Annotated in this window: 22 protein-coding genes and 1 pseudogene; 22 read left to right on the top strand and 1 reads right to left on the bottom strand. The window is 55.4% G+C overall.

Annotation, left to right across the window (positions count from 1 at the left end; all coding sequences use genetic code 11):
- Positions 1-142 precede the first annotated feature (142 nt).
- From OCY70_RS19705 to OCY70_RS19615, 19 genes are all read left to right on the top strand, one after another.
- Positions 143-1,423, top strand: coding sequence for a sensor histidine kinase (locus OCY70_RS19705; RefSeq protein ID WP_213426357.1), 1,281 nt, complete (start codon positions 143-145; stop codon positions 1,421-1,423).
- The gene (locus tag OCY70_RS19700) at positions 1,393-2,079 is read left to right on the top strand and encodes a response regulator (RefSeq protein WP_213426358.1); all 687 of its coding nucleotides are present in this window, start codon (positions 1,393-1,395) and stop codon (positions 2,077-2,079) included. The genes OCY70_RS19705 and OCY70_RS19700 overlap by 31 nt, the downstream gene beginning before the upstream one ends.
- On the top strand, positions 2,072-3,076 hold the full coding sequence (locus OCY70_RS19695; RefSeq protein WP_213426359.1) for a GAF domain-containing protein: 1,005 nt from the start codon (positions 2,072-2,074) through the stop codon (positions 3,074-3,076). Before OCY70_RS19700 ends, OCY70_RS19695 begins: the two co-directional genes overlap by 8 nt.
- Positions 3,077-3,194: 118 nt before the next feature.
- Positions 3,195-4,691 carry a nitrate/nitrite transporter gene (locus tag OCY70_RS19690; protein WP_261945113.1) on the top strand — a complete coding sequence of 499 codons (1,497 nt, stop codon included), beginning with the start codon at positions 3,195-3,197 and terminating at the stop codon, positions 4,689-4,691.
- Positions 4,692-4,771: 80 nt separating this feature from the next.
- Entirely contained in the window at positions 4,772-6,034 is a 1,263-nt protein-coding gene (locus OCY70_RS19685; protein WP_213426361.1) for a molybdopterin molybdotransferase MoeA, read from the top strand.
- 33 nt (positions 6,035-6,067) lie between these two features.
- Complete coding sequence (gene mobB / locus OCY70_RS19680; RefSeq protein WP_213426362.1) at positions 6,068-6,691, top strand: molybdopterin-guanine dinucleotide biosynthesis protein B; 624 nt, start codon at positions 6,068-6,070, stop codon at positions 6,689-6,691.
- Positions 6,692-6,810: 119 nt separating this feature from the next.
- Positions 6,811-10,491, top strand: coding sequence for a nitrate reductase subunit alpha (locus OCY70_RS19675; protein WP_213426363.1), 3,681 nt, complete (start codon positions 6,811-6,813; stop codon positions 10,489-10,491).
- Positions 10,481-11,950: a nitrate reductase subunit beta gene (gene narH / locus OCY70_RS19670; protein ID WP_213426364.1), complete on the top strand. Its 1,470-nt coding sequence runs from the start codon at positions 10,481-10,483 to the stop codon at positions 11,948-11,950. The genes OCY70_RS19675 and narH overlap by 11 nt, the downstream gene beginning before the upstream one ends.
- Positions 11,951-11,992: 42 nt before the next feature.
- Positions 11,993-12,691, top strand: coding sequence for a nitrate reductase molybdenum cofactor assembly chaperone (gene narJ, locus OCY70_RS19665; protein WP_213426365.1), 699 nt, complete (start codon positions 11,993-11,995; stop codon positions 12,689-12,691).
- A complete protein-coding gene (gene narI, locus OCY70_RS19660) occupies positions 12,688-13,368 on the top strand; it encodes a respiratory nitrate reductase subunit gamma (protein ID WP_213426366.1) in 681 nt (226 codons plus the stop codon). Before narJ ends, narI begins: the two co-directional genes overlap by 4 nt.
- Positions 13,369-13,415: 47 nt before the next feature.
- Positions 13,416-14,072 carry a molybdenum cofactor guanylyltransferase gene (gene mobA / locus OCY70_RS19655; RefSeq protein WP_213426367.1) on the top strand — a complete coding sequence of 219 codons (657 nt, stop codon included), beginning with the start codon at positions 13,416-13,418 and terminating at the stop codon, positions 14,070-14,072.
- Positions 14,047-15,084 (top strand): ThiF family adenylyltransferase, encoded by a 1,038-nt coding sequence (locus tag OCY70_RS19650; protein ID WP_213426368.1) that lies wholly within the window; start codon positions 14,047-14,049, stop codon positions 15,082-15,084. Before mobA ends, OCY70_RS19650 begins: the two co-directional genes overlap by 26 nt.
- A 20-nt stretch (positions 15,085-15,104) precedes the next feature.
- Positions 15,105-15,335 (top strand): molybdopterin converting factor subunit 1, encoded by a 231-nt coding sequence (gene moaD / locus OCY70_RS19645; protein WP_213426369.1) that lies wholly within the window; start codon positions 15,105-15,107, stop codon positions 15,333-15,335.
- A gap of 75 nt (positions 15,336-15,410) precedes the next feature.
- Entirely contained in the window at positions 15,411-15,929 is a 519-nt protein-coding gene (gene moaC, locus OCY70_RS19640; protein ID WP_213426370.1) for a cyclic pyranopterin monophosphate synthase MoaC, read from the top strand.
- Entirely contained in the window at positions 15,926-16,387 is a 462-nt protein-coding gene (locus tag OCY70_RS19635) for a molybdenum cofactor biosynthesis protein MoaE (protein ID WP_213426371.1), read from the top strand. Before moaC ends, OCY70_RS19635 begins: the two co-directional genes overlap by 4 nt.
- 67 nt (positions 16,388-16,454) lie before the next feature.
- Positions 16,455-17,462, top strand: coding sequence for a GTP 3',8-cyclase MoaA (gene moaA, locus OCY70_RS19630; RefSeq protein WP_261945112.1), 1,008 nt, complete (start codon positions 16,455-16,457; stop codon positions 17,460-17,462).
- Positions 17,463-17,515: 53 nt separating this feature from the next.
- Complete coding sequence (gene modA / locus OCY70_RS19625) at positions 17,516-18,358, top strand: molybdate ABC transporter substrate-binding protein (RefSeq protein WP_213426373.1); 843 nt, start codon at positions 17,516-17,518, stop codon at positions 18,356-18,358.
- A complete protein-coding gene (modB, locus tag OCY70_RS19620; RefSeq protein ID WP_213426374.1) occupies positions 18,355-19,038 on the top strand; it encodes a molybdate ABC transporter permease subunit in 684 nt (227 codons plus the stop codon). Before modA ends, modB begins: the two co-directional genes overlap by 4 nt.
- Before the next feature lie 84 nt (positions 19,039-19,122).
- Positions 19,123-19,614 carry a MogA/MoaB family molybdenum cofactor biosynthesis protein gene (locus OCY70_RS19615; RefSeq protein WP_213426375.1) on the top strand — a complete coding sequence of 164 codons (492 nt, stop codon included), beginning with the start codon at positions 19,123-19,125 and terminating at the stop codon, positions 19,612-19,614.
- A 92-nt stretch (positions 19,615-19,706) separates the two neighbouring features.
- Here OCY70_RS19615 and OCY70_RS19610 read toward each other — a convergent pair.
- Positions 19,707-20,252: pseudogene (locus tag OCY70_RS19610) on the bottom strand (ISNCY family transposase); the annotation flags it as partial.
- Positions 20,253-20,690: 438 nt separating this feature from the next.
- On the opposite strand from OCY70_RS19610, the gene OCY70_RS19605 reads away from it, so the two are divergent.
- The 3 genes from OCY70_RS19605 to OCY70_RS19595 all read left to right on the top strand — a co-directional run bounded on the left by OCY70_RS19605 (position 20,691) and on the right by OCY70_RS19595 (position 22,014).
- Positions 20,691-21,107 (top strand): polymorphic toxin-type HINT domain-containing protein, encoded by a 417-nt coding sequence (locus OCY70_RS19605; protein ID WP_249724483.1) that lies wholly within the window; start codon positions 20,691-20,693, stop codon positions 21,105-21,107.
- 131 nt (positions 21,108-21,238) lie between these two features.
- The gene (locus tag OCY70_RS19600; protein ID WP_213426378.1) at positions 21,239-21,400 is read left to right on the top strand and encodes a hypothetical protein; all 162 of its coding nucleotides are present in this window, start codon (positions 21,239-21,241) and stop codon (positions 21,398-21,400) included.
- Positions 21,397-22,014, top strand: a complete 618-nt coding sequence (locus OCY70_RS19595; RefSeq protein WP_213426379.1) for an immunity protein Imm33 domain-containing protein — start codon at positions 21,397-21,399, stop codon at positions 22,012-22,014. The genes OCY70_RS19600 and OCY70_RS19595 overlap by 4 nt, the downstream gene beginning before the upstream one ends.
- Positions 22,015-22,248: the final 234 nt, after the last annotated feature.

Below are 22,248 nucleotides of genomic sequence, written 5' to 3'. Positions count from 1 at the left end.
TACCGTGTCTGCGGATGATATGGAAAATGGAAATCGGGCGATTTGAGAGGCGGCATGCGTCACATTTACTTTGATACGATGACTCATTCGTGATAGACTTTCGTATGGATATTTTCATTTTCATTAGGGGGAGCAACGGTTCATGTTCCGAAAAACAGCGGGGTTTGCCAGATTTATGGTATGGAACGGAATATTAACGATCGGTACGACCTTCATCATCGTGCTCGTCATTCGGGCCACGCTGGGCGGGGCGAATACGGAGTGGCAGCGCTATATTCCGACGTTTCTGTTCGTATTGATGATTACGACCTTGTTCTTCTTTCTGATTTACAGCCAAGGGCGCAGACTTCGTTCGGAGCAGGAACAGCTCGCCAACATGTTCAAGCATACGACGTACGGTGTCATGGTGCTTGACAGCGAGATGAACATCATCCGCATGAATCAGGCTGCGCAGGCGATATTGAAGCTGGATGACCAATCGGCGATATCCAACTTCTGCGGGATGTGCTCGAATTATCCGGGATTGAATAAGCTATGTTCTTATCAGCATTGCTTCACTCATGACTCCATATCTCAGCCGACGGAGCTGCAGCTTGTCACTCCGGACGGCGAACCGAAGTCCGTCAATGCCAGCGTGTCTCATTATATCGATCCGGTTCATGGCCGGTTAAGCATATTGCGCATGCAGGAAGTGGAGGAGTCGCGGCTGGATGAGCAGCATCAGATTGCGAAGATGATCACCCATTCGATCCTGTCGGCTCAGGAAAATGAACGGAAGCGAATATCGCGCGAGCTGCATGATGGGATCGGCCAATCGCTCTACAGTATTCTCATTCAGACGGAAATGATAAAGCAGCATCTTGAAGACGAGATGATGGGAACCGATGGGGCGGATAGCGGGAATGCGGTTGACGATCATTTGGACGCATTGCAAGAGGGGATACGCAATACGATCGAGGATATTCGCGACTTATCCGCTGAACTGCGTCCTGCCGCCTTGGATGATATCGGACTCGTCGCGGCGCTCCGCATTTATTTTCGCGCGTATGGCCAGAAATTCGGCATTCAGGTTCACTTCAAGGTAAACGGGGACAGCAGCCGCATGCCGGCCACGCAAGAGACCGCCTTCTACCGGATTGTGCAGGAGGCATTAACGAATGCGGCAAAATACGCGCATACGGACGTGGTGGACGTGCAGCTGAAGCTCGCCCCTGCAGAAGCCTGGCTGTCTATTCGCGATTATGGGGTCGGCTTCGAGATCACTCCCGAGCTGCGCAAGGGGGTAGGGTTATACAGTATGGAAGAAAGGGTCAACATCTTGGGCGGCACGTTCAACATTCAGTCTGCTCCGGGAGAGGGAACGTCCATTCACGTATGGGTGCCGCTTGACGGATGCGATCGTTCAGACACCGAGGAGGGATAATAGTGGACATTAACGTATTGATTGTCGATGATCACGCCGTCGTGCGCAGCGGACTCCGCGCGGTGCTGGATGCGAAGCCGGGCATTGCGGTGGTCGGGGAAGCGGCCGATGGCATGTCCTGCATCAAGTTGGCGCTTGAGATGAAGCCGGATATCGTCTTGATGGATCTGAGCATGCCGAACGGCCGCGACGGATTATTCACGACGAGCGAGCTCCTGCAATCCTTGCCCGATGTGAAGGTGATTATTTTGACGATGCATGATGATGAGCAATACTTATTCCGCTCGCTCAAGGCAGGGGCTTCCGGGTACATTTTGAAATCCGCCCCCGTCTCGGAGCTTGTCAAAGCCATCGAACAGGTCCATCAGGGTCTCGTATACTTGCATCCGGCCGCGACCAAAAAAGTGATTGAAGGGTATCTTCAAGGTCAAGCAGGCGAAGTGAAGGACACCTTCGATTCATTGACGGAGCGTGAGAAGGAAATTCTTACGCTGGTAGCCAAAGGCTATACGAACAAAGAGGTTGCCAGTCTGCTCTCGATTAGCGTGAAGACCGTGGAGAACCACAAGGCGAATATTATGGACAAGCTGCAATTGAACAACCGCCGTGAGCTGATGAAGTTCGCTTACAGAAGGGGGCTGCTGGACTTTGACTAACGAATCCTCCTCCCAACCGACGCTGCAGCAGCAAGTGCAGCGGGAACTGGAAGAGCTGAAGCGGGACATGGGACTTGATTTCGTGGCTGTCGCCTTGGCAGACGGCAAATATCGCGATATCTATTGGCGCTTCGCTCTTGGAGCGAACTCGGAGCGGTACAAGATGATTACGGTTCGAATGGGCAGAGGGATGGCCGGGAAGGTGCTGCAGGGGAAGCGACCTCATGTCGTCACCGCATTTCCCGAGGAAGTACGGGACGAGGTGCTCGAGTATCCGATATTTCTCGTGGAATCTCTGCGATCCGGTGTGGGCGTATCGGTCGATTCGATCGCGGATGTTCGCCGCAAAGCATACGGCGTGCTGCTGGTGGGCCAACGAAGCCCCAGAGAGTTCAGTGCACATGACATTGAACGGGTGCAGTCCTGCGCCAGGACGCTGGGGCGGTTCTATGACGAGGAAGATGCGCGGAGGTTACGCTGCGGCAGGATGGATCCGCCTGCATCGGAGAATCCGCTCCCTACGCAAGCAGAGCCTAATGGATCGCAATCGGCCGAGCGGTCTGAGACGCCAGCGGAACCAAGCGATCATGGTCAAGATCGGGAGCCTGCCCGTCAGGCGGCCGGTCCCATCCTCCGGCTGCTTAAGGCCGCAAGGTCGGCTGGCGTAGCCTGCGAACTGCTGGATCAGCGCGTCACGAGATTATCCCGGGAACGCCAGGAACAATTCGCGGCGATCCTGGAAGTGCTTGTAAACACATGCGTCTCATCGTCTCCGGTCAATGCGCAATTGGTCATCGGGCAAGAAGAGACAGGCAATACACGCGTCGAATTCAACAGTTTTCTCCTTCATGCACTATCCCAGGAGCTGTTCCTGCCGGTCATGGAGCAGATTCGGTCGCTGAAATGCGATTTCGAAATCGTCACGAAAAAGTCAACACAGTCTGTCCGCTTCATCGTTCCGACACGATTGCTGTTGGATGAGATGCATTGGAATTGAATCACATGGTTCAGATGGGGAATCTCCTTCGGTCAAATGAGGGAATTCCCCAATTTTTTTTGCCCTCGTCTCCCGCAATAATGGATCGTGATGGATTGAAGAACGGGGAGGTATGGGGATGAAGGCATCCAAATCAATCTTGTCATTGCAAACATTAAGCCTTTTATCCGGTTTTGCGGTGTGGGGCATCTTGTCTTCACTAATCGCGTTCATTAAGGAGGATATGATACTGTCTCCCGGACAAGTATCGATGGTGACAGCAGTTCCGGTCGTATTGGGTTCTCTGCTGCGAATCCCTTTCGGGTATTGGACGAACCGGTATGGCGCGCGCAACATGTTTTTCGCCAGTTTTGTTATTTTGCTGCTGCCTGTCTTTTATATCAGCGCAGCGTCCAGCTTCGCGGATCTGTTGATCGGCGGTTTATTCCTGGGAATCGCAGGCGCGACCTTTTCTATCGGCGTCACGTCGCTTCCGAAATATTACGAGCGGGAGAAACACGGCTTCGTCAATGGAATTTTCGGGCTAGGCAATCTTGGATCGGCGTTGAGCACCTTTTTCGCGCCGTTGCTGGCGACCCAATTCGGCTGGCGGACGACGGTGCAGTTCTATTTGGTGCTGCTCGCCGTATTTGCGCTGGCCAATTTTGTGATCGGAGATCGCAGGGAGCAGAGGCTAGAAGTTCCCATGATGGAGCATATCAAAGGAATCTATCGCAACGAGAAGCTGTGGCTCCTTTGTTTCTTTTATTTTATTACGTTCGGCGCTTTTGTCGCTTTTACGGTGTTTCTGCCGAATCATCTCGTCAGCCATTTCGGCATCGAGAAGGTGGATGCGGGCCTGCGCACAGCCGGGTTCGTGACGCTTGCGACGTTCATGCGGCCGGTCGGCGGCTGGTTGGCGGATAAGGTGAATCCGTTCAAGCTCCTCGTCATCGTTTTTGCAGGGTTGACGGTCGGGGGGATCGTGCTCGCTTTTTCACCGTCCATCATCCTGTATACCATAGGTTGTCTGTTGATAGGCTTTTGCGCAGGCATAGGGAATGGGGCCATTTTCAAATTAGTTCCGCTTTACTTCTCGAAGCAATCCGGGATCGCGAATGGCCTGATTTCGGCGCTGGGGGGACTGGGCGGATTTTTCCCGCCGCTTATGCTGGCGATGCTGTTCTCCATCACCGGGCATTACGCCATCGGCTTTATGGCTCTGTCGATGGTGGCCTTATGCAGTCTTCTGCTCGTGCTCTATCTGTATTGGCAGGATAAGGTGAAGCTGGCGGAGCAGATTATGGACAGCGCCTCGCAGGCGGTGCTTGTCACGAACAAGAAAGGCTATATCGTGGCGGTGAACCAGGCGTTCACGGCCGTGACGGGATACACGCCGGAGATGGCGGTCGGCCAGAAATCCGGCTTTCTGAAGTCCGGACGCCACGATCAGGCCTTCTACGCATCGATGTGGAACCAGTTAAAGGAGAAGGACACTTGGGTTGGCGAAATTTGGAATAAGAAGCGCAACGGCGACATCTATCTGGAGCATCTGACGATTAATGCGGTCAAGGATGATCTTGGCGAGACAAGCTACTATGTCGGGGTGTTCAAAGAGATTGGGCCGGATGCATGACGACATCCGAGTAAGACTAGTATAGAGCATGGGATTGAATTGTGATGTGCTGAAGTTGATGAAAAGGGGTGATGAAGACGATGAGCGGAAGGAAGGAGCAGCATACCTTCATGCGCAAGGCAATCTCGGTGGAAGAGGCGACGAAGCACGTGCTGCAGGCTGTGCGGCTCATGAATACTGAAGAGGTGCCGCTTGCGGAATGTTACGGTCGTTTTTTGGCGGCGGATCTCGTCGCGCCGCAGCCGGTGCCGCATTTCCGGCGTTCGGGCATGGACGGGTATGCTCTGGCTGCCGCGGATACCGTCAAGGCAAGCATGAACGCGCCGGTAACCTTGAATGTCGTGGACAATATCCCGGCAGGAACGGTTCCGCAGCGGGCCTTGCGCGCAGGGGAATGTGCCCGCATTATGACGGGCGCTGCCGTTCCGGACGGAGCGGATGCGGTCATCCCCTATGAGAAGACCGCCGAAGGCGGAACGAATGCAGCGGGCTTCGTTACTTGCCTCGTGAAAGCTCCGGTCGCGGCGGGGGATAATGTCTCGCCCATCGGCATGGAGATGGAGACGGGCGAGACGGTCCTGCGCGCCGGGACGCGCATCGGGCAGGGCGAGATGGCGCTGCTGGCCATGTTCGGGGCGGCTGCGGTGCAGGTGTATTGCCGGCCGCGGGTCGCTATTATTGCGACCGGATCGGAGTTGCTGGATGTCCATGATTCGCTGGAGCCGGGCCGAATACGGAACAGCAACGGCCCGATGATCGCGGCGGCCGTCACGAAGTTCGGGGGCATTCCGTGCCCGTTGGAACAGGTGGGGGATGACGCCGAACGGGCGAGCGAGGCGATAATGAAGGCGTTGGCCGACTATGATGCCGTCGTCACAACCGGCGGCGTATCGGTCGGCGATCACGATATCGTGTATGATATCACCCGATCGTGGGACGGCGATCTGAAGTTCAACAAAGTGATGATGCGGCCGGGCAGCCCGACGACGTTCGGCGTGCGGCAGGGCAAGCCGCTGTTCGCCTTGTCCGGCAATCCGGCGGCTTGCTATGTCGGCTGCCGCTTATTTCTTCGACCGGCGCTGCGCGGGATGATGGGCGCGGAACGCGCCGCGGAGCCGCGCGTGCAAGCGGTATTGGCGGCCGATTACGTGAAGTCGGATCGCTTCACCCGCTTCGTGCGCGGCGTGTTGACCAGCCGGGAAGGCCGGTTGGAGGCCGCGCCGGTCGGCCGCGATATGTCGAGCATTACCGTCTCGCTGCGGGATGCGAATTGTTTGATCTGCCTGCCCGGATCGCCGCACGGCCATAAGGCGGGCTCGCTGGTGGATGTCATCGTACTGTAGTGGAGATGAAGTCATGGAAGGAGGGAGGCAGGCATGGGATCTTCAGACGTCACAAGCACTGAAGGGGGTACAGCCGCCGAACGGCAAAGGCTTCTGCGGGAGGGCATGCAGCAGATTGCCCCGCAACCGGCTATTTTGCAAATTGTAGGATATAAGAATAGCGGCAAGACGACGCTCGCATGCAAGCTGATCGCCGCTCTGACGGAAGAGGGGTACCGGGTCGGAACGGCGAAGCGCGATGCGCATCAATTCGCGCTCGATGACGCAGGCACGGACAGCGCGTGTCATCTGGAGCATGGCGCGGTCGAGACCGTGCTCACATCCGGTACCGCGACGCGGTGGATGCGGCAGGCGCCGACATCGCTGTCTGACATCGCCGCATGGATGAGCGGCCGCGTCGATATCATGATTGCCGAAGGCTTCAAGCGGGAGCCTTTTCCGAAGATTGCGCTTGTCCGCGACCTTGGGCAGATGTCTGAACTGCTCCGGGAGACGGCCAATGTGCGTCTATGGATCAGTTGGTTCTCCCCAGAAGCCGTCATGAGCGGGGAGTCCGACGGAGCCCTTCCAAGCCTCCTCTCGCTCGGCGATGACCAAGCGGTGCTGGACCGCGCGCTATCCCTCTGCAGAGCCCTATGCTCCCACACGATGAAGTGAATCGCTTGCCGCCGGCAAAGTTGGGGAATTCCCTCGCCAGAATGGGGGAGTTCCCCTCTCTTTTGGCCGCAGGCCAGCCCTTACAATAGAGCTAGAATAACGAGCAAGGGGATGAACGCATGAAAAAGAGCAATCCGCTATTGCAGAAGCTGAAATTTTTCCGCAAGCGGGAGACGAACGCGGAAGGCTGGAGCGAAGTATCGCCGGCCGACCGGACGTGGGAAGACATGTACCGCAGCCGCTGGCAGCATGACAAGGTGGTACGCTCTACGCATGGGGTCAACTGCACCGGATCTTGCAGCTGGAAAATCTTCGTCAAGGACGGCATCGTCACGTGGGAGACGCAGCAGACGGACTATCCGTCGACCGGACCGGATATGCCGGAATTCGAACCGCGCGGCTGTCCCCGCGGCGCCAGCTTCTCCTGGTATCTATATAGTCCGCTGCGCGTGAAGTACCCCTATATTCGCGGCAAGCTGCTCCAGTTATGGCGCGAGGCCCGCAAGGAGCTGGAAGATCCGGTGAGAGCGTGGGCTTCTATCGTCGAGGACGAGCGGAAGAAGTCAGCTTACAAGTCGGCACGCGGCAAAGGCGGCATGGTGCGGACGACGTGGGAAGAGGCGGCGGAGATCATTTCTGCGTCGCTGCTGTATACGATTAAGCAATACGGACCGGATCGGATCTTCGGCTTTTCCCCCATCCCTGCCATGTCCATGGTCAGCTACGCGGCAGGTTCGCGTTTTCTGTCGCTGCTCGGCTCTCCGCTGCTCAGCTTCTATGATTGGTATGCCGACCTTCCGCCGGCTTCGCCGCAGATCTGGGGCGATCAGACAGACGTGCCGGAGAGCAGCGATTGGTATAATTCCAGTTATTTACTCGTATGGGGCTCGAACCTGCCCATGACGCGCACGCCGGACGCGCATTTCATGACGGAAGCCCGCTACCGCGGGACGAAGGTCGTATCCGTCAGTCCGGACTATGCGGAGTTCGTTCGCTTCGCGGATGAGTGGCTGCCTGCCAAGCAGGGCACGGACGGCGCATTGGCGATGGCGATGGGGCATGTCATTTTGACCGAGTTCTATGTCAAACAGCGGACCCCGTATTTCGAACACTATGTGAAAAAATATACAGATTTCCCCTTCCTCGTCATCCTGACGGAACAAGATGGGAAATACAAGGCGGATCGCTTCCTGAATGCGCATGATCTCGGCGTCGAGACGAACAATGCGGAGTGGAAGACGGTGTTGGTCGGAGAGAACACCGGACGACTGCACATTCCGAACGGCACAATCGGTTCGCGCTGGGGCGAAGAGGGCCATTGGAACCTGGAGCTCGTTGACACGATAACGGGCGAGGAGATTGTCCCGCAGCTCGGTCTCGGCGCTGACGCAGACGGCCGTATGGAGCTGATGCTGCCTTATTTCGATGATGAAGGCAAAAAAACGGTGTCCCGCATCGTGCCGTACCGGACCGTGACCTCGGCGGATGGAACCGAGTATCGCGTAACGACGGTGTATGATCTGACCTTGGCGCAATATGGCGTCGATCCGGACGGGGCGAACCGCTACGATGAGGCGGGCATCGCGTGCACCCCGGCCTGGCAAGAGGCGATTACCGGCGTAGACCGAGAGTCAGTTACGCAGATCGCCCGTGAATTCGCGCAAAATGCGATCGACAGCCAGGGGCGATCGATGATTATTGTCGGAGCGGGCATCAACCACTGGTACAACTCCGATACGATCTACCGCAGCATCCTGAACCTCGTCATCATGACCGGCTGCCAGGGCGTGAACGGCGGCGGTTGGGCGCATTATGTCGGACAGGAGAAGCTGCGTCCGGCGGAAGGCTGGGCGACGGTTGCCTTCGCCCGCGACTGGGCGATGCCGCCGCGGCAGCAGAACGGAACTTCCTTCTTCTACTTCGCGACGGATCAGTGGCGTTATGAATCGAACCCGGTGGACGGGCATACCTCGCCTCTCGTGGATAAGGCGCGTTATGCGCACTATGCCGATTATAATGTGCTCGCGGCCCGGCTTGGCTGGCTGCCTTCGTACCCGCAATTCAACGAGAATTCACTCACGTTGACGGCTCAGGCGCGGGAGCATGGCCTAAGCACGAATGAGGAGATCACGCAATATGTTGCGCAGCGGCTCAAGAATCGCACGTTATCGTTCGCGATCGAGGACCCGGACGCGGCTCCGAACCATCCCAAGGTGATGTTCGTCTGGCGCGCCAATCTGATCTCCAGCTCCGGCAAGGGGCATGAGTACTTCCTGAAGCATCTGCTAGGCACGCATAACGGCCTGCTGAATGATGATCGGGAGGCGATTCGGCCGCAGGAGATCGTCTGGCGGGAAGAAGCCTCCGAGGGCAAGCTGGACCTGATGGTCGATATCGACTTCCGCATGTCGGGAACCGCCGTCTATTCCGATATCGTGCTGCCGGCAGCGACCTGGTATGAAAAGAGTGACTTATCTTCAACCGATATGCACCCATTCATCCACCCGTTCAACCCGGCGGTGCCGCCGCTATGGGAATCGAAGTCGGACTGGGAGACGTTCAAGGCGATTGCGAAGACATTCTCCAAGATGGCGCAGGCTCAATTCGCCGGTCCCGTCGCAGACGTCGTGGCGGTGCCTTTGCAGCATGATACGCCGGATGAACTGGCCCAGCCGGAGGGCAAGATACGCGATTGGAGCAAGCAGGAGATCGATGCGGTTCCAGGCAAGACGATGCCGAAATTCGTCGTCGTGGAACGGGATTATACGCAAGTGTACGAGAAAATGATCTCGCTTGGACCGAATGTGAAGGAGAAGCCTTACGGAATCAAGGGCATGAACTGGTCTGCCGCCGGGGAATACGAGTTGCTGAAGCAAGTGAACGGCGTGACGAAGGATGCGGGAGCCGGATCGGGATGTCCGCGGCTCATCACTGATCGCCAGGTGGCGGAAGCGATCTTGACGCTGTCCTCGACGAGCAACGGGAAGATGGCGGTCAAGGCGTGGGAAGCGCTGGAGCGCAAGACGGCGCTGAAGCTGAAAGATCTGGCGGAGGATCGAATCGATGACCGGTTCACCTTCGAGGATATTACGGCGAAGCCGAAGACGGTCATCACCTCTCCGGCATTCAGCGGGTCGGAGCAGCATGGGCGGCGATATTCGCCGTTTACGACGAATATCGAACGGATGATTCCGTTCCGGACGCTGACCGGACGCCAGCATTTCTATCTCGATCATGAATTGTTGACGGAGTTCGGCGAGAATATGGCGATCTTCAAGCCGACCTTGAAGCATGCGCCGTTCCACACCGTGAAGCAGCGTCCCGGCGTGAAGGGCAAGGAAGTGGTGCTGAACTTCATGACCCCGCACAGCAAATGGTCCATTCACAGCATGTATTACGATTCGCTCCCGATGCTGACCTTATTCCGGGGCGGTCCGACGATCTGGATGAACAAGGATGATGCGGCAAGCGCGGAGATTCAGGATAATGACTGGATTGAATGCTTCAACCAGAATGGCGCTGTCGTGGCGCGGGCGGTACTGACGCACCGGATGCCGCGGGGAATGGCCTTCATGCATCATGCCCAGGATCGGACGATTAATGTGCCCGCGACCGATGTGACGCCTACACGCGGCGGAACGCACAACAGCCCGACGCGAATTCATGTGAAGCCGACCCATATGATTGGCGGGTATGCGCAATTGAGCTACGGATTCAACTATTACGGTCCAACAGGCAACCAGCGCGACTTGTACGTCGTCATTCGCAAACTGCAGGAGGTGAACTGGCTTGAAGATTAAAGCGCAGATCGGCATGGTGATGAACCTGGACAAGTGCATTGGCTGTCATACCTGCTCGGTCACATGCAAAAATACGTGGACGAACCGCACAGGGGCAGAGTACATGTGGTTCAACAATGTGGAGACGAAGCCAGGGATCGGTTATCCGAAGCAATGGGAAAATCAGGACCGCTATAAAGGAGGCTGGGTCCTCAAAAACGGCAAGCTGGAGCTTCGATCCGGCAGCCGCGCCAAGCGGCTGATGAATATTTTCCATAACCCGGATCAGCCGACGATCAATGAGTACTATGAGCCGTGGGATTATGACTATGAGAAGCTTCAGCAAAGCCCGGAACGGAAGCATCAGCCGGTCGCGCGTCCGAAGTCGCAGATAACCGGGGAATATATGGAGCTGAACTGGGGGCCGAACTGGGAAGACGATCTGGCAGGCGCCCATGACACCGGGCCGCTGGATCCGGATATGGCCGGCATTCAAGAAGCCGTGCGAATGGAGTTCGAGCAGGTGTTCATGATGTATTTGCCGCGCATTTGCGAGCATTGCGTCAATCCTCCGTGCGTATCGAGCTGTCCGTCGGGCGCCATGTACAAACGGGACGAGGACGGCATCGTGCTCGTCGATCAGAACGCCTGCCGCTCGTGGCGGTTCTGCGTGTCGAGCTGCCCGTACAAGAAAGTCTACTTCAATTGGCAGACGAACAAGGCGGAAAAGTGCACGCTATGCTTCCCGCGCATCGAGCAGGGTCTGCCGACGATTTGCTCGGAGACCTGCGTCGGCCGGATCCGTTATCTGGGCGTCATGCTCTATGATGCGGACCGCGTGGAAGAAGCGGCATCGGTTACGGATGAGAAGCAATTATATGAATCGCAGCTCGGCATATTCCTCGATCCGCACGATCCGGAAGTGATTTCGGCTGCGCGCGAAGCCGGCATTCCGGGAGATTGGATGGAGGCGGCCCGGCAGTCGCCCATTTACAAGATGGCCGTGGAATGGAAGATCGCGCTTCCTCTGCACCCGGAATACCGCACGCTGCCGATGGTATGGTATGTGCCGCCGCTTAGCCCGATTACGAATATGGTGGAGGGCAAAGGCGCGGCCGCGTCGGCAGACGATATTTTCCCGGCGATTGAGGATATGCGCATTCCGGTCCAGTATCTTGCGAACTTGTTAGCCGCTGGAGATACCGGGGTCGTCAAACGTGTGCTGAAGAAGATGGAGGTGATGCGTTCGCATATGCGGGCCCTCCATTTGCAGAAGGCGCCGGATCGGGGACTGCTCGAGGAGCTGGGTATTTGCGAGCAGGAAGTGGAAGAGATGTACCGCTTGCTGGCGATTGCCAAATATGAGGATCGATTCGTCATTCCGTCAGCGCATCGGGAACAGTTCGCGGATCTGTATAGCGAGCAGGGCGCATGCGGCTTCTCGAATATGACGGGCGGCCCGGGGCCTTGCGGAGGATAGCGCGGCGATACCTTGTACCGAATCAGTGAGGGGGGAGAGACAATGAACGAGTTGGTGCGGCGTTCGAGTTGGATGATGCTGTCGAGCTTGCTGCAATACCCGGATGACGAGTGGCATGAGGCGGCGGATGAAGTATATGTAAGCTGGTGCGAGCTGCTGCAGAAGGACAGCACGGATATGAACGAGCGGTTGATTCAATTGGCAGGTAAGTGCATTGCCGGATTCGCGGGCATGGATGCGGAAGCGGTGACGGAACAGTATGTGAACACCTTTGATTTTAGTAAAAAAACAAATCTGTACCTGACCTATAGACACCTCGGCGAGGAACGCGAGCGCGGCCCGGCGCTGTTGAAGCTGAAGCAAATCTACGAACAAGAGAATATGATCCTCGCTACCGAGGAACTGCCCGATTACTTGCCGCTCATGCTTGAATACGCGGCTGTCGCGGAGGGCGATAAAGGGGCGGGCTTATTATATTCCTTCAAGGATGCGCTGGAAGGAATACGCGAAGCGCTCGTGGCCGCGGACAGTCCGTATCAACATGTGCTTCATGCGATCATGCTGATGCTCGAACAATCCGGGGTGACCGAAGGTTCTTTCCGCTTCGAACCGCCTGCCGGCTGCGCGAGCGCCGGCGAGATCACGGGCTGCGGTCCGATGTGGGCGGCGGCAGGATACGGAGGCGCCCCGGCGTATCGGAAGGTTGACTCCGAATCTGCGAGAAGGGGGGCCACGCTATGACGTTCGGCGATCAGTTTTTCTGGGTGATTTATCCGTATATCATTCTGATCATTTTCCTGGTCGGGTTGTATTATCGTTACCAGACAGATCAGTTCGGTTGGACAGCCAAATCGAGCGAAATACTGGAGAAGAAAAAACTGAGATGGGGCAGCAATCTGTTCCATGCCGGTATCATGCTCGTCTTGTTCGGGCATATCGGCGGACTCCTTATTCCGAAGTCCTGGCTGGAATCCATCGGGATCAGCGATCATTCGTACCATACGATGGCGATTGTGCTCGGTTCCGCCGCCGGCTTGATGACGTTGGTTGGCTGTATTATCCTGCTGCTGCGGCGCTTGACGGATCCGCGCATCCGGCGTACGAGCAGCTTCGGAGATATGCTATCCATTATCCTGCTTACACTCATCGTCGTTGTTGGAATGGGGGCGACCTTATTCAATGCGGCGAGCCGCAGCGGGTTCGATTATCGGGAGACGATCGCGCCATGGATTCGCGGCGTGTTGACCTTCACTCCGGATGGCATATTAATGAAGGACGTACCATATATCTTTAAAATTCATATTATCCTCGCTCTGGGGTTATTCGGCGTGTTCCCGTTTACGAGGCTCGTTCATATGTTGAGCATGCCGATTAAATATTTGAAACGGAGTTATGTGTTGTATAGAAAGAGAAGATAGGCGGAAGCTTGCGGCCTGACGGGAGCGCAGCGTGGAAGGAGGCGGTCATGACAGTAAGCGGCGTCATTTTGGCAGGGGGGCGCAATTCGCGTATGAACGGAGTGAATAAGGCGTTGCTCCGCTTTCAGGGAGAAGCGTTCATCGAACAGCAAGTTCGCAAGATGCGCACGCTCTGCGCCTCCATCGTAGTGGTCACGCCTGATCCCGCAATGTACACCGGCCTCTTGGCCAATGTTCAGTATGTTTCTGATATCTATCCGGGCTGCGGCCCGTTGAGCGGTCTGCATGCCGCGTTCCGAATCGTGCAGACGGAGTTTGCGTGGGTTGTCGGATGCGATTACCCCGCGATCTCCGTGCAGGCTGCGGAGTGGATGCGGCGTCGCGCCCAGGAAGGCGATTATGACGCGGTGCTGCCGAACGCGGAAGGGAGCCATCAGATGCTGCATGCGATCTATCGCCCCCGTCGCCTGCTGCCGGTCATTACGGAACGGATTCAGGCAGGGCGGCATCGGCTGTCGGGACTGCTTGAGTCATGCCGTTGGCTCGGGATCGCGGAGGAGGAGTGGACCCGGGCTGACATCCCGCTTAATTTTGTCCGCGATGTGGATACGCCCGGGCAGTATGAAGCATTGCTGAACGAATGCTCGCAAGCGTCAGCGTGGAAGGAGGAGAGCAGCCGTGTGCGAAGCGAGACACAGATATAGCAGGCAGCAAAGCTTCCTCCCGATCGGCGCAGCAGGGCAGGCGGAGCTGGGGCGCAAGCATGTCTTGATCGTCGGAGCGGGGGCGCTCGGATCGGGAATCGCGGACATCTTGGCGCGGGCCGGTGTCGGGACAATGACGATCATCGATCGGGATGTGGTGGAATGGAGCAATCTGCAGCGGCAGACGCTCTATGATGAGCAAGACGCGGCGGAGCAGGCGCCGAAGGCCGTCGCGGCAGCCCGCCGCCTCAGGCAGATCAACTCGGGCATCGATATTCGGGCGCATGTGTTGGATTGCGGCGCAGCCGAACTGAAGGAGCTGTTCGATTCGTCCCCTATCGATCTGATTATGGATGCGACGGACAATTACGAGCTTCGCTTTATTTTGAATGATATTGCTTATTGCTATGATGTGCCCTGGATTCATGGAGCATGCTCCGGAAGTTATGGGGTGACCTGTAATTTCATGCCGCAGCGCACGCCGTGCCTGCACTGCTTGTTATCGCGCGTTCCGCTCGGCGCGGCCACCTGCGATCGGGATGGCGTCATCGCGCCATCCGTGCAGATGGTCGTGGCCATGCAGGCCGGAGAAGCGATCAAGTGGCTGTCAGGCAATCACGCGTGTATGTCTGACCGGTATACGGTGTTCGATCAGTGGTCCAACACCTTCCAATCGTTCCGGATTCACGCCGATAAGCGGGATGCTTCATGTCCGACTTGCGGGACGCATCGCACATATCCGTATTTGAGGAGCGAGGCGGCCTGGAAGACGGAAGTGCTGTGCGGACGGACCACGGTATCGATTCGCCCTCCGCGCCGTTCCGTCGTGAATCTCGATGAATTGGCCCGAACCTTGCGGCAAAGCGGGAAGCGGGTGTCGTCGAATCCGTATCTTGTTCAAATCGAGGACGGGGAGCATCGCCTCGTTATTTTTGCGGACGGGCGCGCTTTAGTCCATGGTACATCCGATTCGGTTACGGCCAGGAAGCTATATCATCGATATTTGGGTTGATGGGGAAAGGGTGATAACGCATGAAAATTTTATTGTTCGCGCACTTGCGCGAGCAGCTTGGCGCCTCCGAATTGACATTGGATCTGGAGCCGCTGACGGTCGCTGAATTGATGCAGCGATTACGGGAACGGTATCCGTCCCTTTCGCTGGATCATGTCATGGTGGCCGTGAATGAGTCCCTCGTCGACAGCGGCTATCCGATTGATATGGGGGATACGGTAGCGCTGCTTCCTCCGGTAAGCGGAGGGTAATTGCGGCGCAGAGTGCAGCTAAGGAATTGAGCCAAAAGCGGTGAGCCCCAGGCAAGCAGGAGAGGAGGCCAGGGAATGGGCCAGAACAGATTAACGCATTTCAACGGACAGGGCAGGGCGCATATGGTTGATGTGAGCGGCAAGGCCGAGACGACCCGGATCGCGGTTGCCGAGAGCCGCATCCGAATGAAGGCGGAGACGATGCGCCAACTTAGCGCAGGCACCATCGGCAAGGGAGATGTGTTGGCGGTCGCGCAAGTTGCCGGAATTATGGCAGCCAAGCGGACGGCCGAGCTTATCCCGATGTGCCACCCGCTGCCGCTGAACGGAATCGATATCACGTTTGAACAAGAAAATGAAGAGGTGTTGACGTTCCGCGTCATCGTGAAGACCACAGGCGTGACCGGCGTGGAGATGGAGGCGCTCACCGCGGCGCAGGTGACGGGCTTGACGATCTATGATATGTGCAAGGCGGCCGATAAGGACATGGTGTTGGGACCGACGTATCTGGTCAAGAAGAGCGGCGGAAAAAGCGGAGATTACGTCCGATCAGACATGGCCGAACCAGTGTCAGGGGAGGGGCATGACGCATGAACCGGGCTCGATACCGCATTACCGATCAGCCGATCGCGCCGGAAGAAGTCTCCCATCAAGTGAGACGCAGGGAGGCAGGAGCGGTCACCCTGTTCCTCGGCACGGTGCGGGAATTGACGCAGGGCAAGCGGACGCTCTACCTGGAGTACGAGGCTTATCCTGCCATGGCGGTCGCCGAGCTGGAACGAATCGGGCGGGAGGTGCGAGAACGCTGGCCGGACACAGAGACGGCGGTGACGCATCGCATCGGCCGGCTGGAGATTGGCGATATCGCGGTCGTGATTGCCGTCTCTTCGCCGCATCGCCGGGCGGCCTATGAGGCGAATGAATATATGATCGAACGAATTAAGCAGATCGTTCCGATCTGGAAGAAGGAGCATTGGGAGGACGGATCGGCTTGGATCGGGGATCAGGGCAATACGCAAGCCTATCCGGAAGGCAGGCCGCCGCGTGGATAGGGGGAGAACGGGAGTTGCACGATCCGTTGGAGCCGGAAGGGATGAAATGGAAAGGGGCGGTGAGAGCATGAGCGCGTCTATGCTGGTGGATAATTTTGGACGTCAACATGATTACTTGCGCATCTCGGTTACCGACCGATGCAATCTGCGCTGCATCTATTGCATGCCGGAAGAAGGGCTCGAGTTCGAGCCGTCAGCGAACATCCTGAGCTACGAAGAGATAGCGGAAGTGGTCAGGGTGCTGGCCGGCATGGGGGTGCGCAAGCTGCGCTTGACGGGCGGCGAACCTCTGGTGCGCAAGGAGCTGGATGTGCTTGTCTCCATGCTGTCGCATATTCCCGGAATTCAAGATATCTCGCTGACGACGAACGGCATCTTCCTCGCGCCGAAGGCGGAGCAGCTGAAGCGGGCAGGTCTCACCCGCGTGAATATCAGTCTGGATTCCTTGAAGCCGGATCGGTTCAAGATGATTACGCGCGGCGGTGACGTGAACAAGGTGCTGAAGAGCATTGCCGCCTGCCTTGCCGCCGGATTGTCCCCGGTGAAATTGAATGTGGTGCTGATGAAAGGGATAAATGAGGATGAAATTGCGGACTTCCTTCGGCTCACGATGGAACATCCGCTAATTGTGAGATTTATCGAATATATGCCCATTGGACACAATGATTCGCAATGGAAAAATCTCTATCTCCCGCTGCAGCGCGTGTTCGACGTATGCGCAGAGATACAGTGGGCCTACCTTCCGGCATCGTCCCGGGAAGGCAGCGGTCCCGCAGATGATTATCGGCTGGAAGGAGCGGCGGGCGGCTTCGGGCTCATCCATCCGGTAAGCCGGCATTTCTGCCGCTCTTGCAATCGGCTGCGCTTGACGGCCGACGGCTATATTAAGCCATGCCTGGCCTGGACAGAGGATTATCAAGTTCGCCATGTGATCGGAGATGACGAGGCGGTGCGCCAGCTCTTCTTGCGCGCCCTGGGCACGAAGCCCGAAAGCCACGAGATGTTTAAGCAATTGGCCGATGAGCAGACGACTCATACGCCGACGTCACGCCGCATGTCGCAGATTGGCGGATAGCGCGCGGCGTACGGTGCGGCGATGAGACTGTGTACTTTCAAGGAGGCATTGCGATGATGAAATCATTCCGATTTGCCGCTGCAGCGATGTTGCTGGCTCTTCTTATGCTCGTGAGCGCCGCATGCGCTCCCGGCGCCGCCAGCGAGTCCGATAAGGCATCGACCGGCATGGCGGCGGGCGATGCGAAGAAGGAACAGGCGGAGCTGACCGTGTCCGCGGCGGTAAGCTTAACAGACGCCTTGTCGGAAATCCAGACCTTATATGAATCGACCCATGCCGGAGTCCGGCTTCATTTCAACTTCGGCGGATCGGGGGCGCTGCAAAAGCAGCTGGAGCAAGGGGCTCCTGCGGATTTGTTTTTTTCCGCCGCGGTGAGTCCAATGGAGCAGCTTGTTCGCAAGCAGATTGTTAACGCGAACGACCAGATAAGCTTGCTGACGAATGAGCTGGCCGTAATCGTGCCTTCAGACAGCAAGACTGTCGTCCAGTCAGGAGCCGGCTTGCTTCAAGACGGGCTCCGTACGGTGGCGATCGGCATTCCGGAGAGCGTGCCCGCCGGCAGCTATGCCAAGGAAGCATTGACGAATGCCGGATTGTGGGATCGGCTGCAGCCGAAGCTGGTTCAGGCGAAGGATGTGCGGCAGGTGCTGCAATATGTGGCAACGGGGAACGCCGATGCGGGAATGGTATATAAGACGGATGCCATGACCACTACCGATGTCAAAATTGCCTATATCATTGACCCGTCGACGCATACGCCGATTGAGTATCCGCTCGGAATGGTGGCGGCAACGAAGCATAGAGAGGAAGCGGAGCGGTTCTACCGCTATTTGCAGACAGAAGAGGCCTTGAACATCTTCGAGAAATACGGATTCTCTATCCCGCCTTCTTCATGAGCAGCCTCGGAATCGATTGGGGACAATTCTGGCCTCCTGTCTGGCTGTCCCTGCGTGTGGCGGTGTGCTCCAGCGTGTTGGCTACCGTGTGCGGAGTCCTGCTGACATGGCGGATGTCCCGCGTTCAATTCAAAGGCAAAGTATTGGTCGAGACGGTGATTATGCTTCCGCTTGTGCTTCCGCCTACGGTAGTGGGCTTTATTTTATTGATGCTGCTGGGGAGGAAGAGCTGGATTGGTTCGCTGGCGGAGTGGCTGCTGTCTGCGCCGATCATTTTTTCATGGGGGGCGGCAGTCATCGCTTCCTTTGTCGTCTCCTTCCCTCTTATCTATCAGACGATGAAGACGGGCTTTGCTTCGGTAGACAAGCAATTGGTGGAGGCGGGACGCTCGCTCGGGGCAAGCGAATGGCAGATGTTCCGCTATATTTTGCTGCCGCTGTCGGCTCCGTCGGTCTTGACCGCCTATATTCTGGGATTCGCCCGCGGGCTCGGCGAGTTCGGAGCAACCTTAATGATTGCCGGCAATATCCCCGGCAAGACGCAGACGGTGCCGACCGCCATCTATGTCGCCGTCGATTCGGGCCATATGACGATGGCGTGGGCTTGGACCGTCTCGATGATCCTCGTCTCCTTCATGATGCTCCTGCTGACAGGGAGAGGGAAACGAACACGGGAGTAAGGTTAAGGGACAATAAAATATGGCGTCGGGTTGCGCAGCGGGACAGGCTGGCGCCCGGATATGTTGTGAAGAGGTGGGATTGGCATGCGTTGGCGAGTCGCGATACTGACCGCAAGCGATAAAGGGTCGCGCGGCGAACGAAAAGATACGAGCGCGCAGGTTATTCGTGAACTGGTGGAAGAAGAGCTGCAAGGAGACATTATCGATTACCGGATCGTTCCCGATGAATTGAATGACATCGCCGCGTCGCTTATCGAGCTGGCCGATGATCATCACGCGGACCTCATCATTACGACGGGAGGGACCGGGCTGGCTCCGCGCGATGTCACGCCGGAGGCTACGATGAAAGTCATCGGGAGAGCGGTCCCCGGATTGGCCGAGGCGATGCGCGCCGCTTCGATGCTCAAGACGCGCCGGGCGATGCTGTCACGCGGGGTTTGCGGTATCCGCAACGGTACGCTTATCGTGAATCTGCCGGGCAGTCCGCGGGGCGCATACGAGAATTTGATGGCGATTATCGATCAACTGCCGCATGCGCTTCGCATTCTGAGCGGACAGGAGAGCGAGCATCGTTAATCTCGGAAAAATCCCTGTCACTGTCAATCGTCTGTGAAAATGTCACTTTAACTGTGTTATGAAAATGTCACTTGTGTGATCAGTGGTCAGCCTTACCAGGTGACCTCTGCATAGCTATTATGTTGTGAATACATTGCATCTTGGAACGAACTGTTTTTTGTGGTACGCTTATTTTTAGTGGTATCATACGTGGTTTTCCACGGATGATTCTGGGCGGGTTTGCGTGGGGACGCAGAACTCGCCTTTTTTGATCAGGACTTCTTGCGCTGTGGCTTCTGAGTTTCTTTCCGTGCCCAGGGCTGGCCTTGGTGCCACAATAATACGTCCCCTGTTAACGTCTCCCGCACTTCAACCGTCGTTTTTGCATCTAGACGAAGGGAAGCAGGCTGGGCAAGGGTATAGCACTTTCCGTTGTACGAGAGGGTGTTTCCGGTCCCGAGTTGCCGATAATTGCGAAGCGTGAACACATGATTTAAATCGATAGACGGATCAAGCTTCAGGTAAGCCGAATCGGTCATTTTAGGCTCTATAGCAAATTTGTGATTGTGCTTCTGCAACAAGCCGGGCAGAGCCGCGTTAGCCTCTTCCATCGTCTGAATGCCAAGAAGGCGCAGTTCGATCACCAAGCGATCCTGAAACGCAGACAAAATAATACCCTCCAAGCAATCAACTCTAAATTGGATACTTTGGTTACCAAGGAGGAGTTCGATAAAAAAACCGAACAAGGTAGATTCAACACAACAACAGTTATTGCTATAATAGGCGCAAGTGCAGCAATAATTGCGGCAGTTAAGGCCTTCTTATAATGCTCCGCCATTCTTTTAAAGGCGGGGCATTACTTTTCATATAAATGACAACCATGCGTTCCTCTCCAACCCACTTGACTTTAACTCCAGCCGCCTCTGCAACCACCCGGACAAGGGCATAGATGCGCTGCCGCCGATCAACTCTCCCGGCACAGGCACGCTATTGATTGACGCCGTTTTGGTCTGTTGGTTCCAACCTGCATGGCAGCCATTTTTCCCATGTAATTTGAAATCCCACTGAATAGGTAATTATTACAAAACCTCAAAAGGATGAACGAACAGACAAAAACAGGATATAATACGGTTGTTGAATTGTTCCAGAGACAAGCAAACGAAACGTATCAAATTACGGTCAAAGGAATAACGATAACGACGATGGAAGAGCATCCGTTCTGGGTTCCTGGCCGAGGCTGGACAGAGGCAAGACACCTTAAGGCAGGTGACCTCCTTCAAAATCCCGAAGGCAAGCTCTATCCGATCGACCGTATCGAGATTAAGAATGGCATCACCACCGTGTATAACTTTCGTGTCGAAGGAGTACATAATTATTTCGTAACAGAGCTGGAAATATGGACGCATAATTGTGGAGCAGGCGCAAGACCGATAATGAAGGCCCCTACAGGGGGAGGCGGAGGCTCTAGCCAGGCGTCTGTAGGGGCTGGGAAAGGTCTTGAGTCTAGAGGGTAAACCACAATCTGCAGAAAGGACTTTTGAAGGATATGTAAAGAATAGTGTGCCGATTGATAAAGAAACAAAATTGTTCACAAATTCACCAGGATTTAGTAACGTCGGGAATCCTGGAGGAGAATTCAAGAGATTTGGAAGCGACTCGCAAGGGAGCAAAAACATGGTCAGAGTGGCAAGGTCATTCTAAACTTGGACCTGTACCGGATGAGATCAGAGAGAAGATGCTTAACGCTGAGAAAAAAGCAAAAGAGGCAATTGTAGAAGCTCTAGAGAAGAGGCTTAACAAAAAATGAGACAATATAAAAAAGTTATAGGTAATAGGAAGATTGTCGCTAACTGTGAGGAATTTTTATCAGCGCAAGCAGAATGGCTTTTAGAATTAATAAAGGAAACAAACGGCAGTAATCAGATATATAATGGAATGAAAATACAAGTTGGTTGGACGATTTTTACATTAATTGAACAAAATAAACTTCTAGAGATATTAGCTCCTAATTATGATACGAATCCCTTTACTGAAACGAGTAAGGATCTATCAGTATCTTTGTCGGTACAGCTATCTCAGAACCATGTACTCCAAAAATTAAATCTAGATGGTGAAGCATCATTGTTCCAAGATAAAATAATTATGCCTAAGGGAGCAATCGACTTTGAAAGAGTATACTTAGAGCGCTCTAAGAATTACAATGAAGGGGATTCAGGATGGTACCTTGGACCTGTAGAAGGAGAAGATGAGAATCCCGAACTAGTGGCATATTATATCTATCAATTGTTAAACCTACGACCTTCATTGCTTAAGGCGTTAGCGATCCCACGAGGTTATATCGTTGTTTTCGACAATGATAACATTGAAGCAGTATTAGATGAGAATGATAATAACATTTGGCTAGAAGTACATGAATCTTAGGTGGCTACTTATCATATACAAGACTACCAACAAACCAAAGACTAAAAATTTGACAAACACGCTTGATAAACTTTCAAGGGCTTATTCCAGTTTGAATCATGAGGAGGAATGAGCCTTTTTTGCATCAAAATCAAATGGGGAAGAAAACAAATCGCGAAGCAGGTAAAAGAAGTAGATGAAACATTGGGACTAATTACAGAAGCCCGAGTAGATTTATGAAGCATTAATGAATGG

This window comes from Paenibacillus melissococcoides, from assembly GCA_944800085.1.
Taxonomy (GTDB): Bacteria; Bacillota; Bacilli; order Paenibacillales; family Paenibacillaceae; genus Paenibacillus_B; species Paenibacillus_B melissococcoides.
This window is presented reverse-complemented; position numbering and strand designations above follow the sequence as displayed.

Excerpts from the sequence above, each read along its gene's own strand:
- mobA (WP_213426367.1), top strand. The coding sequence starts at position 13,416 with ATGACAGTAAGCGGCGTCATTTTGGCAGGGGGGCGCAATTCGCGTATG.
- narJ (WP_213426365.1), top strand. The coding sequence starts at position 11,993 with ATGAACGAGTTGGTGCGGCGTTCGAGTTGGATGATGCTGTCGAGCTTG.
- OCY70_RS19705 (WP_213426357.1), top strand. The coding sequence starts at position 143 with ATGTTCCGAAAAACAGCGGGGTTTGCCAGATTTATGGTATGGAACGGA.
- OCY70_RS19685 (WP_213426361.1), top strand. The coding sequence starts at position 4,772 with ATGAGCGGAAGGAAGGAGCAGCATACCTTCATGCGCAAGGCAATCTCG.
- moaA (WP_261945112.1), top strand. The coding sequence starts at position 16,455 with ATGAGCGCGTCTATGCTGGTGGATAATTTTGGACGTCAACATGATTAC.
- modB (WP_213426374.1), top strand. The coding sequence starts at position 18,355 with ATGAGCAGCCTCGGAATCGATTGGGGACAATTCTGGCCTCCTGTCTGG.
- OCY70_RS19675 (WP_213426363.1), top strand. The coding sequence starts at position 6,811 with ATGAAAAAGAGCAATCCGCTATTGCAGAAGCTGAAATTTTTCCGCAAG.
- modA (WP_213426373.1), top strand. The coding sequence starts at position 17,516 with ATGATGAAATCATTCCGATTTGCCGCTGCAGCGATGTTGCTGGCTCTT.
- mobB (WP_213426362.1), top strand. The coding sequence starts at position 6,068 with ATGGGATCTTCAGACGTCACAAGCACTGAAGGGGGTACAGCCGCCGAA.
- narI (WP_213426366.1), top strand. The coding sequence starts at position 12,688 with ATGACGTTCGGCGATCAGTTTTTCTGGGTGATTTATCCGTATATCATT.
- OCY70_RS19635 (WP_213426371.1), top strand. The coding sequence starts at position 15,926 with ATGAACCGGGCTCGATACCGCATTACCGATCAGCCGATCGCGCCGGAA.
- OCY70_RS19615 (WP_213426375.1), top strand. The coding sequence starts at position 19,123 with ATGCGTTGGCGAGTCGCGATACTGACCGCAAGCGATAAAGGGTCGCGC.
- OCY70_RS19595 (WP_213426379.1), top strand. The coding sequence starts at position 21,397 with ATGAGACAATATAAAAAAGTTATAGGTAATAGGAAGATTGTCGCTAAC.
- moaC (WP_213426370.1), top strand. The coding sequence starts at position 15,411 with ATGGGCCAGAACAGATTAACGCATTTCAACGGACAGGGCAGGGCGCAT.
- OCY70_RS19605 (WP_249724483.1), top strand. The coding sequence starts at position 20,691 with ATGAACGAACAGACAAAAACAGGATATAATACGGTTGTTGAATTGTTC.
- OCY70_RS19700 (WP_213426358.1), top strand. The coding sequence starts at position 1,393 with ATGCGATCGTTCAGACACCGAGGAGGGATAATAGTGGACATTAACGTA.
- OCY70_RS19690 (WP_261945113.1), top strand. The coding sequence starts at position 3,195 with ATGAAGGCATCCAAATCAATCTTGTCATTGCAAACATTAAGCCTTTTA.
- moaD (WP_213426369.1), top strand. The coding sequence starts at position 15,105 with ATGAAAATTTTATTGTTCGCGCACTTGCGCGAGCAGCTTGGCGCCTCC.